This is a genomic window from Thermomicrobiales bacterium (assembly GCA_023954495.1).
Taxonomy (GTDB): domain Bacteria; phylum Chloroflexota; class Chloroflexia; order Thermomicrobiales; family CFX8; genus JAMLIA01.
The window spans coordinates 1-10,833 of record JAMLIA010000097.1 but is presented as its reverse complement, the minus strand read 5'-3'; the positions used below and the strand labels follow the sequence as shown (position 1 = coordinate 10,833).

Here is a 10,833-nt window from a genome sequence, read left to right as displayed (position 1 = left end):
GAACACAGTCACTGCCGGACGGAACCTGTCATGGGACCAAACGGGCGTATGCGATACGCCCCTACATTTCGGGGCCACGGGAATTGTGGCTCATTCCGAGCTATCATCAGCCGACGCCGGAGGGTCGCCTCACGGCGAGGACAGGCCGGGTCCTGTCCGTACGGAGAGCGTACGGTCGGTCAGCTTGTTAGAGCGCTGCACCTCGGCCCGAACGATTGGACACTTTGCCGCTGACATTCGACTGAGCCTGCCTATGTCGGGAGCAGTCAACTGCCGGTCTGCTAAGATCTGCGCGGCTCGCTTATCACTGTTCCACGTGGAACACTCGCCTGCTCGTGTCGTGATGTCCGGATCAATTCGCGGCTACGGGTAGCGTCGCATGGATGTCGGCAGCGATCGTGTCGAGAGCGGCCATCACCTCGCGGAAAACGCTCGTAGCATAGGTGACGCGTCGCGCACCGCATTCGGCTGCCGTGGCCAGCGAAAGCGGTCCACCCCGCCGAACAGTGACGTTCACGACTTCAACCGCCTCAACCAGAGCTTGAATCGCGCCCGGATCACTGAGGCCAATCGGGTAGATGCAGTCCGCCCCCGCTTCGTGATAGATCCGCGCGCGCCGTAGGCAGTCTTCCAATTGGCTCGCGAGCGTTCCTTCGGAGCGGATAAATACATCAATTCGCGCGTTCAGCACCAGATCAATGCCGTAGTCGCGCGCTGCAGACTTTACGCCTGCAATCAGCTCGGCCTGCACCTCTGGCGGCGTCAGGCCCAGCGCGCCGTGGTGGTCCGATTCTTCGAGATTCATGCCGACTACGCCAGCATCAATCAGCCGTCGCGCGATTTCGGTTGGCGGCAGCTGATAGCCAGCCTCGAAATCGACGGTGACCGGCACTGAGACGGCGCGAGCAATGCGCGCTGATGCCGTGAGCATTTCCTCAACCGGGGCCGCCTCGTGATCTGCGTAGCCGAGAGACGCCGCTACTCCGCCACTGGTTGTCGCGATTGCCGGGAAGCCGGCCGCTTCAATGTGCTGTGCGCTCGCAGCATCCCATGCGTTAGGCATAACCAGCATTTCTGGGCCGTTATGCATAGCGCGAAATGCCTCAGTCTTTGCTGCGAGCTGGTCAATAGAGATCATCGTGCTGTCCATCCTGTCGTGCTGGCGGTCGTTATAGCCAGCCGTTGCCACTGTATTCCCCGGCCCGTTCGTCGTCAACAACGGCAGGATCGTCAGGTTGGCGACGGAGATCCTCGCGCACATGCGCGTACCGGTTGATGATCGCTGGTCTGTCACGTTGAGTTGCGAGTGTCAGTGTTAGCGCGGAGAGAATGCCAGTGCAACGCTTCGAGGTTGGTAACAACCTGAGAACCGCTTCTTTCAGGAGTCATCAGCCGGCTCTTCAAGCACTGCGCTTGAATGGATCTTGGGAACAAAAAGATTGATAGATAGGTCGGCACTTATCAAAAAGGTCGATAGCATGGCGGTACATGCCTATGCCGGGAGGTAAGCGCCATACACCGCGTGACCGGCCAGCGCCCAGAAGACGTCTACCCCGACGTAGCCTGCTTCGCGCAGCCAGTCGAGCTGATCTGCGAGCGTTGAGGGCGTGTCCATCGGGTCTGGGTGATCGAAGATGTTCCAGTCGTCGCCGTCGAACAGGTTCCACGCGTCCAGCGAGCCGCTGATCTCTTGCGACTGGCGGCGTACTTCGGCATCCCAGGTGCGAGCTGCGTGGCGCAGGCCGTATTCTCCGGCGGGCTGCACGAGATCGGCGATCAGGAGTGCGCCACCGGATTCTAGCGCTGGAGCGAGGCGCTCAAACATATCGCGCTTGCCGCCGTCATCGAGGTGATGGATTGCCAGGCTGGAGACGACCGCTCGCAAGCGCGACGGCAAGTCATCAATCCAGCTGAGATCCAGCAATTGGAAGAGCTTGAGGTCGAAGCGACCGGTGTGTTCAGCCAGTACGGTCTGCGCTTCGGCGAGCATGGCCGCGCTGCCGTCGAGCAGGAGTGCGTGCGATCGGGGAAAGCGGTCGAGGATCGCCTTGCTCAGCCAGCCCGCGCCCGCTGCAACATCGACGAATGTGAATGCGTCGTCTGGATCGGCTGGGATCAGCGACATGATCGTCTGCTCGATTTCATCCCGGCGCGGAATCATGATCCGTCCGAGGTCGATGAATACTTCGGAATCGTCTTCCTGCCAGGCAGGTAGAGTCTGGGCGTTGTCGCTGGTCATCGTGGCTCCTGTCGTGAGAGGTTAGTTGTTGGTCGATGGTGCTGCTGGCTGGCGTGCGATGCCGTGGAGAAGCAGATCCAGCATAGTGTCGCTGACCTGTGTCGCAGTCACCGTGCCTTCGGCGAGCGCGACTCGATACGTTCCGAGCAATCCGAAGACCAGCCTGGCCGTGCTATGAACGTCGACCTCGCGGAATTCGCCGTCGTCGCGACCGTCCTGAATAATCTGGGTAAACAGGCGCAGCAGTGGTGTGAATGCTGCGCTGATCTGTCCGAAGCTTTGCGGGTTCAGCACACCAGCAAGATCCTGCCCGGCTGCCGCCGTTGAGGCGAAATATTCGGTTTGGAGTTCGATCAGGACGCGCAGGCGGTCGGCTGCCGACCGCACTGTCTGTATTGCTGAGGTCGCGCGATCCATCACTCCGGCGACCTCACGATCAAGGTAGGCGAGGAGCAGAGCTTCCTTGTCAGGATAGTAGCCATAGACCGTGTTCCGTGCGACGCCGGCGCGTTCCGCAACGAGTGTCAGAGTGATGTCAGCGTAGCCGCGCTCGCTCATGAGCACGCCCCACGCATCGAGCAGCGCAGAGTTGGTTCGACGACGATGTTCGGCGATTGTTCGTTCGCTGATCCGTGGCATGGGCGGAGTATAGCAGCGGCATTCCCGTTCTTGACATTGCGACGCGGCGTCGGGAAACTTTGATGAAGTCTCACAGAGGCTTTACTTCTCACTGAATGAAGGCGACATAACGAAACATCACTGGAAGGTGGGTTGATGCTCGGTGCGGTAACCGACTATGCCAGCTCGCGGCGCGGGAAGTGGGTTGTCCTGCTGATCTGGATCGTCGTAGCTGGTGCGATCATCTCGATGTCGCCAATGCTGTCAGACATCTCGACCAACGATCGGTTGCGGTTCCTGCCGGCGGACGCAGAGTCCACACGCGCGGCCGAGATGGTGCGGGATGCTTACCCGCAGTCGACGACACCGGCGATCATCGTCTTCCACGCTCCCGATGGCCTGACCGACGCAGCGATGCAGAACATCGAGTCTGTCTATGAGGCGATAACTGCGATGGCGTCCGAGCCGGAGTCGAATGTTGCCGGCGTTGTGTCGATCTTCAACCTGCCGCAGACCCGCGATCAGCTCGTATCTCGGGACAACACGACGATGATGATGGTCGTGCCGATCACCGGCTCGCCAACGGACGACGCGTTCGGTGAGCGGATCGATGCCTTACGTGATGTCGCCGCGGTGGCCGATGGTGAGGTGCAGGTGAAGGTGAGTGGTCCGGCTGGACTGATCGCCGATCTCGTGGCCGTCTTCTCCAACGTCGACCTGTTCCTGATTCTGGTGACTGCTTCGCTCGTGCTGGTCCTGCTGATCCTGATCTACCGTTCGCCAGTGGTGGCGGTCGTACCGCTGTTGATCGTCGGTATCGTCTTCCAGCTGGCCGGGGCCATCGCTGCGCTGATCCTGCGGGCGGTGGATGTGCCGGTCGATGGTCAGACCAGCGGCATCATGACGGTCATCCTCTTCGGGGCCGGTACCGATTACTACCTGTTCATCGCGTCGCGCTATCGCGAGGAGCTGCGACGCAACGCCGACAAGCATCTGGCGATGCGAGCGGCCATGCGGGGTGTCAGCGAGGCGATCCTCTCGGCTGGTGCAACGCTGATGCTCGCCGCGCTGTTGTTGCTGCTGGCGACCTTTGGCTCGTTCCGCTCGCTCGGTCCGGTCGTCGCCATCGCCATCGCGACGATGATGCTGGCGTCGATCACCCTCACCCCTGCGCTGCTGACGATCATCGGGCGCAACGGCTTCTGGCCGTTCCGGCCCGAATACACGTCGGACGCGGAGACCGAGCACGTCAGCCGCATCTGGTCGCGGATCGGGCAGACGGTTCTTCGCCGTCCGGGAGCGATTCTCGGTGGAACGATCGTCGCGATGCTGCTGTTGTCGATCGGTCTCCTGCAGTACGAGCCGAGCTACGATCGGCTGGAGAGCCTGCCGTCGAATGTGGAGTCGGTCGAAGGGTTCAACCTGCTGCGGGCGAGCTTCCCGGCCGGTGATCTCGCGCCAATCGATGTCTACCTGCGCCTGCCTGCGGGTGCGTCCGCCTTCGACCCGGACGGCATGGCGACCGTGCAGGCTGTGAGCGAGGCGCTGTCCGGCGTCGAGCATGTCGTACGGGTGAGCGGCCCGAACGCGCCGCTCGGCCTGGGTAGTGGTCCCGATGCCGACGCCATTCTCGCCGCCCACGAGCAGGTTCCAGCTGAAGTGCGCGCGCAGATTGAGCAATCGCGCGGCTCCGGCCAGACCGGCCCGCCCGCCGGTGTTGATACGTCGTCGCCCGAGGCGCAGGCGATCGGCCTGTATACGAGCGCGTTGCAGTTCCTCTCTACCGATCTGTCGATCGCCCGGATCGAGGTCGTGCTCGACGAGAACCCATACGGTTCCAACGCGATGGACCTCATCCCGACCATTCGTGAGGCGGCAAAAGGCGCAGCCGACGGCGCCGGCCCAGCCGGGACGAGCGTGCTGGTCGGCGGGGAAACGGCGCAGAACGCCGACACGCGCTCGGCGACGACGCACGACGAGTGGCTCGTGCTGCCGGTCATCCTGCTGGCAATCATGCTCGTGCTCGGGCTGCTGCTGCGCTCGCTCATCGCGCCGCTTTACCTCGGCGCGACGATCCTGCTGACCTATTTCGCGACACTGGGCTTGTCGCTGCTCATCTTCCGCTACGTTTTCGGGCACGACAGCATCGGCTCGACGGTGCCGTTCTACCTGTTCGTCTTCGTCAACGCGCTCGGCGTCGACTACAGCATCTACCTGATGTCGCGCATCCGTGAGGAGTCGGAGCGGATGCCCCTGGGTCAAGCGACTGAGCACGCGCTGGAGCGGACGGGCGGCGTCATCACCTCGGCCGGGATCATCCTGGCCGGCACATTTGCGGCACTGATGACCCTGCCGTTGCGTGATCTGTTTCAGCTCGGATTCGCGGTCGCGGTCGGCGTCTTGCTGGACACGTTCGTGACGCGCTCGCTGCTGGTGCCCTCGATCGTTGAGCTGCTGGGCAAGTGGAACTGGTGGCCGGACCGCAAGCGGATGCGGGCAACGGAACAGGCAGAGCAACGCCAGCCTTCCGCGATGGTGTCAGGTGTCGACTGAGCGGCTTTTGGCATGCGAGTTGCTTTTACCCGATCGTGGGATCGCGGCTGATATAACATGATCTCGTGGGGTATCACCGTCGAACCAACCGCTGGAAGGTCTTCAGTGGCGTCATCTCAGGAGGGTACGCATGAGCATCATTGGTTGGATCATCATTGGCGCGTTGGCTGGCTGGATCGCCAGCATGATTATGGGTCGCAATGACAGCCAGGGCTGGCTCGGCAATATCGTTGTCGGCATCGTCGGCGCGCTGGTCGGTGGATTCGTCTGGGGCCTGATCAGAGGTGGCGATTACATGTCGTCGTTCAGCATCGGCACCTTGCTGGTTGCGATTCTCGGCTCAATCATCGTGCTGTTCATCTGGGGAGCAATACGCGGACGAGCATAGTTCGGCTCACTAACCGACCATCCGCAACGGCTCCCGGGATATTCTCGGGAGCCGTTGTGTTGACATGCTGTCGGACGTGACGATCGATCGCGATCGTCGTTGTTGTGTCACAGAGCCAACAAGCGACCAGCGCCGGGACGCAGTCGCGATTGGCATCGAACGAAACGGACGGAGAAACAGACGATGAGCGACCAGCGACGGAGTACGTCGCGTTGGCGTGTACTGATGGTATGTGGCGTGATCCTGCTGCTCGGTGGCCTGCTGGCTGCCTGCGGCTCGGATGGCGATGAAGCGACAGCGACATCTCCCATTGCCACCAGCACAACCGCTGCGGCCGCTACCGAGGAACCGATAGACGAACCAACCGAGGAGCCAACCGAGGAGCCTGCCACGGAGGCACCCGCGGAGCCGACCAGCACAACCCCGGCTGCTGAAGCGACGCTCCCGCCGACTGAGCCGACGGCGACTGTCGCCGGATCGGCAGATATGCTGACCCTGTCGATCTATTTCATCCGTGATGAGAAGATCGCACTGGCTCACCGGACGGTGCCGCACACGCTGCAGGTTGCCGGTGCCGCGATGCAGGAGCTGCTGACCGGCCCATCCGCCGAAGAACAGGCAGCAGGCATGTCGACCTCAGTGCCTGATGGCACCCGCCTGCTCGGCGTCACGATCAGCGACGACAACATCGCGACGGTCGATCTGTCCGGCGAGTTTGAATCAGGCGGCGGCAGCCTCTCGATGGCAGCCCGCCTCGCGCAGGTGACCTACACGCTCACGCAGTTCTCGACGATTGAGTCGGTGGTGTTTTCACTCGACGGCCAGCCGGTCGACGTCTTCGGTGGCGAGGGGATCATCCTCGATCATCCGGTCGCGCGAGCCGATTTCGAGGACCTGACCCCGGCGATCTTCGTTGACACGGTCGCGATCGGTGATCGCATCACCAGCCCGGTGCGGCTCGCCGGAACGGCCAACACGTTCGAGGCAACGTTCCAGATTCAGATCCTCGCCGCCGATGGAACGCTCGTGGTCGATCAGTTCGCGACGGCAACATCGGGCACCGGCACGCGGGGTACGTTCGATATCTCAGTCCCGTTCGACATAACGCCCGGACCGGCCACGGTGGTCGTGTTCGAGTACTCGGCGAAGGACGGCTCACCGATCAACGTCGTTGAGATTCCGGTGATTGTCGCCGAATAGTCAGCCATCCTCTTCGGGGCGGCGCGCTAGCACAAACAGATGCGCGCCGCCGCCGAAGCCCTCGTTCTCGACGATCAGCTCCTCGCGCAAGATCTCCAGACCGGCGCGTTCAACCAGCCGCAGGTTCTCGTCGCGCCCGAAATGGCTCCAGTACATCGCGACGCCGGTTCCCAGGTAGTCGTCGTCGATGTCGTCGTGCAGATCGGACGCACCCATCGTCAGCAGCAGCAACCCGCCGGGCTGGAGAACGCGCCGCATCTCGGCCAGCACGGTGCTGTGGTCCTGCCGTGGCACGTGGATGAGCGCATAGGCCGAGACAATGCCGGCGAAGGTCGCGTCGATGAACGGGAGCGCCCGCAGATCGGCAGCCGCGAAGCCTGCATCCGGCACGTTCATGGTCGCCAGCCGCAGTTGTCCGGCCGAGAGATCGATGCCGCTGACGACGAAGGATTCGGCCAGCATCGCTGAGATCGGCCAGCCGGCCCCGCAGCCGGCGTCCAGCACGCGGCTACCCGGATCGATCTGCGCAATGAGCTCCCGGACAAGCCGGATGTCCGGGTCATCAGCCCCGCGCGAGCGCAGATACTCCTCGGCAATGCGGTCGTAGCCCCGGCGCACAACGTCAACAGGCTCGGTCACAGCGTGCGCTCGCAGAGGGCGGAGTCGCCGGATTTCCAATGCGCAGCACCGGCGACGACATCGATGAGATTGTCGATCTCGAACGGCTTGGGGAGACAGGGGATGCCCCGGTCGACGAGATCGGCGGCGTGCTCACGCAGAAAGCCGTCGTCCGCCGTGCAGACGACGAGCGGGATGCTGGACGTCAGCGGGTTGTCGCAGAGCTGCACGATCGCATCCCAGCCGCGCTCACGCCAACTGATGCAGACATCGAGCAACACGACGGCGGGACGGATACCGGAGATCTGGCCCACCGCAATTTCGGGGTCATCAAACACAAGACTATCGAATCCGGCGTACTCCAGCACTTCAGTGATCAGGCCGGCCAGTGTCTGATCGTCATCAACGACCACAACCAGAGAGGGTTCAGCCATTGGGTGCCTGCCTTCGGCCGGTCAACGTGTTCGGAGCCTTCGGGGAGATCCCGTCACACTGGATAATGATTTTCTATATAGCGGATTCAGAACTGTTCCGCAATGTCACACCACAGATCGCGTCGTTCAGATGCCCTCGGTAGCGGCTCCGCGCGAGCGTTGATAGTGCCGACGTGCCTTGGCGCGGTTGCCGCAGGATTCCATACTGCACCAGCGGCGGCTGCGATTGCGGCTGGTGTCGATGAACAGCCAGCCGCACGGGTGCCCATCGCATTCGCGAACCCGATCGAGCGTCGGGGAGGTTAGCAGATCGGCGGCTGAGGCGGTAATCAGCATGAGTGGCGCGTCGAGTCCTGCGCTCCGCCAGCTCCAGGTGAACCCATTAGCCTCGTGTGTCAGCATGCGGAAGGGGAGGGTGATCGCAAGCTGGTCATTCAATGTCGCCAGGTCGGCAGGGACGACCTCGTTCCCAGCAGCAATCCGAGAGAACAACCGATAGATCACCTCGCGCAGCGCAACTGCCCGGCGCATGACCGCCGCCGCCTCTTCCGGCTCGGCCACAGCGCGCACGCGAAGGCGGGTCGTGTCGTCTGCGCTGAGGATGCCGGCTTCAACGGCCCAGACGAGAAGAGCGTCATAGTCCGGCAGCATCTCGGTCGGCGTCGCGCTGGCGTGCCAGTCCGCCGTGTTGGAGAAATCGAGGCATAACGCCCCACCGATGAACGCAAACTGCTGCGTTGTTGCCGAACCCTCATCCGCCATTGATGACATCCTGTTCGCTGCCGGGCAGCCACGGCCAGCCGCCCGGCAACATTGTCTTAGATACCGGACCGCTCGCGCCAGGCCAGGATGTCCTGCGTGTGCTCGGCGTAGTGGCCGAACGTGTTGCCCTCGATGTCCTCCAGCGACACGTCAGGCAGCCGGGCGAGCAGCGCGACGAGTTGTTCGTGCGTCTGCACCATCTCCGCGCGAGCGTCACTCAGCGCCTGGCTCTCCCGCAGCGCGTGCTGCTCCTGATTGATCGCTTCAAAGTCGACATCGCCGTAGACATCCTGCTGAGGCTCATTGCTCACCTGGCTGTTCAGGTGCGCGACGGCCCGACTCTCCCAATAGGCGATATGCCCGAGCAGATCCTTGACCGACCAGTCGCCGGCCGCGCCGCGTTCGCCCATGCGCTCTTCCGGTATCCCATCCAGCGCATCCATCAGTGCTTGCCAGCTCGAAGAAACAGCGTCGCTTGCACTCGTCTGTGCCACAGATCCCTCTTCCAGTGTGCGAACCATAACCTCTATAGATGCTTATAGCAGGTTATAGGCGTGCTCGATACTGGCCGGAAGGTCAGGTCAGCCGAGCACATCGGCTGCCGTCGTCATTCGCGCACATGACATAAACGACCGCGCGTCGCTCCAGCCTCTGGTGGCTACAGTGCGGCCTTATCTGTTCTGGCATCGAATTGATCTCTGCGCCAGGCCGATCTGATGATCGTCGCCGAGACGGCGATGAAGAAGAAGATAGCTCCCACCGCCCGCACGCTCCATGACCAGATGGGCGATCCGAACCGGGCTGCCTCGACGGATTCCTGCACCAATGCCTGTGGCGCATTCCATGCCGGTGCCGAACGATCACGCGCCAACGAGCGAACCGGCTGTCCCTACGGAGGGATCGACCGCCGGTTCGTTCTTCCTGTTCATGCGATGAGACGTGGTGGGCCAGTAACACTACGTACGTCGTACCCTCGAACCGCGACACGGATTTCCGTACGTCGGCGGATGTGCGCCGCGTAGCTGGCTCCTACTGTCTGCATACCACCACACGATGTGGCGGCGGCAGAAAGGAGCCATCCCGTGATCAATCCATCTGATCTCGACATTCGCCTGCTGAACCATGCCGCCCAAATGGACGCAGCAGACCGCTTTGGCGCGCTGTTGCCCGTCAAGCATCGCCCGCACAATGGGCCGGGCAGCTTCGTGCTGCAGATCCAGCGCCGGCTGACCCTGCTGGTGATCCGGCGGACGCGATCGACCATTCGCAGTAACGTCGCCTGATTATTGTTGTGTCAATCCTGATACGTTTCTGCGCTGATTGCCAGCAACGACGACGTCGCGGTCTACCAGAGCCTGGCGCTGCTGCCGTTCGCTGTCCTTTGCCTGCTGATGATCTCCCGTTCTGTCCGCCGGGAGGTCGTCGTCGACAATGATCTTTTGGTCACTCCGGGTTCCTGAATGGGAAGTCCGGCAGCGCTGCGGTGAAGACTCACTGAACAAACGTGAAGCGGGCCGACACATCTGTGCCGGCCCGCCTCATCACGCTCAGTTGTCAGTCCGCCTACGCCCGCGGCTTCTGCGGAGCTGGCGGCATCACGCCTTCCGGGATCGGCGTCACGTAGGTGCGACCATCGAGGCGTTCCTTGAACTCGGCTTGCGCCTTGGCCAGCTCGTCCGGGTTCGTGTACAGCTCGGCGGCGGTGATCGCCATCGCCTTGGCCGCCTGGATCATGCCCTTATGCCCGATCGACATCGCGCCGGTGGATGTGATGCCCCAGCTGTGGCCCGGAATGCCGAACGGCCAGCAGGTGGTATGCACCTGGACGGTCGGGGTGATCCAGCTGACGTCACCAACATCGGTCGAGCCGGCACCGACCTCGCCCTCGTCGGTTGGGTCGATGACATCGCCGACCAGCGGTGCCTCCAGCACGATGCTCGGCATGTGCCGCGCTTTGGCCACCGTCTCACGGATGCCATCCGGGAAGCCTTTGATGACCGTGTCGGCATACTCCTGCTCTT

12 protein-coding genes are annotated in these 10,833 nt (G+C 62.5%); 4 read left to right on the top strand and 8 right to left on the bottom strand.

All coding sequences use genetic code 11. The features are described 5' to 3' along the window. Window positions 1–352: 352 nt before the first annotated feature. The 3 genes from M9890_14090 to M9890_14080 all read right to left on the bottom strand — a co-directional run bounded on the left by M9890_14090 (window position 353) and on the right by M9890_14080 (window position 2,797). On the bottom strand, window positions 353–1,261 hold the full coding sequence (locus tag M9890_14090; protein ID MCO5178084.1) for an isocitrate lyase/phosphoenolpyruvate mutase family protein: 909 nt from the start codon (window positions 1,259–1,261) through the stop codon (window positions 353–355). A 231-nt stretch (window positions 1,262–1,492) separates the two neighbouring features. Next, on the bottom strand, window positions 1,493–2,239 hold the full coding sequence (locus tag M9890_14085) for a class I SAM-dependent methyltransferase (protein MCO5178083.1): 747 nt from the start codon (window positions 2,237–2,239) through the stop codon (window positions 1,493–1,495). Window positions 2,240–2,260: 21 nt separating this feature from the next. Beyond that, window positions 2,261–2,797, bottom strand: coding sequence for a TetR/AcrR family transcriptional regulator (locus tag M9890_14080; GenBank protein ID MCO5178082.1), 537 nt, complete (start codon window positions 2,795–2,797; stop codon window positions 2,261–2,263). A gap of 216 nt (window positions 2,798–3,013) precedes the next feature. On the opposite strand from M9890_14080, the gene M9890_14075 reads away from it, so the two are divergent. From M9890_14075 to M9890_14065, 3 genes are all read left to right on the top strand, one after another. Next, window positions 3,014–5,410, top strand: coding sequence for an MMPL family transporter (locus M9890_14075; protein MCO5178081.1), 2,397 nt, complete (start codon window positions 3,014–3,016; stop codon window positions 5,408–5,410). Between the two features lie 130 nt (window positions 5,411–5,540). Next, a complete protein-coding gene (locus tag M9890_14070; protein MCO5178080.1) occupies window positions 5,541–5,798 on the top strand; it encodes a GlsB/YeaQ/YmgE family stress response membrane protein in 258 nt (85 codons plus the stop codon). 183 nt (window positions 5,799–5,981) lie between these two features. Next, window positions 5,982–6,998, top strand: a complete 1,017-nt coding sequence (locus M9890_14065; protein MCO5178079.1) for a GerMN domain-containing protein — start codon at window positions 5,982–5,984, stop codon at window positions 6,996–6,998. Here M9890_14065 and M9890_14060 read toward each other — a convergent pair whose 3' ends face one another. The 4 genes from M9890_14060 to M9890_14045 all read right to left on the bottom strand — a co-directional run bounded on the left by M9890_14060 (window position 6,999) and on the right by M9890_14045 (window position 9,306). After that, on the bottom strand, window positions 6,999–7,637 hold the full coding sequence (locus tag M9890_14060) for a class I SAM-dependent methyltransferase (GenBank protein ID MCO5178078.1): 639 nt from the start codon (window positions 7,635–7,637) through the stop codon (window positions 6,999–7,001). Then, window positions 7,634–8,050, bottom strand: coding sequence for a response regulator (locus M9890_14055; GenBank protein ID MCO5178077.1), 417 nt, complete (start codon window positions 8,048–8,050; stop codon window positions 7,634–7,636). The genes M9890_14060 and M9890_14055 overlap by 4 nt, the downstream gene beginning before the upstream one ends. A 126-nt stretch (window positions 8,051–8,176) precedes the next feature. Beyond that, a complete protein-coding gene (locus M9890_14050; protein ID MCO5178076.1) occupies window positions 8,177–8,812 on the bottom strand; it encodes an ABATE domain-containing protein in 636 nt (211 codons plus the stop codon). A gap of 56 nt (window positions 8,813–8,868) precedes the next feature. Continuing rightward, window positions 8,869–9,306, bottom strand: a complete 438-nt coding sequence (locus M9890_14045; GenBank protein ID MCO5178075.1) for a ClbS/DfsB family four-helix bundle protein — start codon at window positions 9,304–9,306, stop codon at window positions 8,869–8,871. A 588-nt stretch (window positions 9,307–9,894) separates the two neighbouring features. Between M9890_14045 and M9890_14040 the strand changes: the two genes are divergently transcribed. Further along, entirely contained in the window at window positions 9,895–10,095 is a 201-nt protein-coding gene (locus M9890_14040; GenBank protein MCO5178074.1) for a hypothetical protein, read from the top strand. A 280-nt stretch (window positions 10,096–10,375) separates the two neighbouring features. On the opposite strand, the gene M9890_14035 is transcribed toward M9890_14040, so the two are convergent. After that, window positions 10,376–10,833: hypothetical protein (locus M9890_14035; protein MCO5178073.1), on the bottom strand; the 458-nt coding region annotated here is incomplete at its 5' end.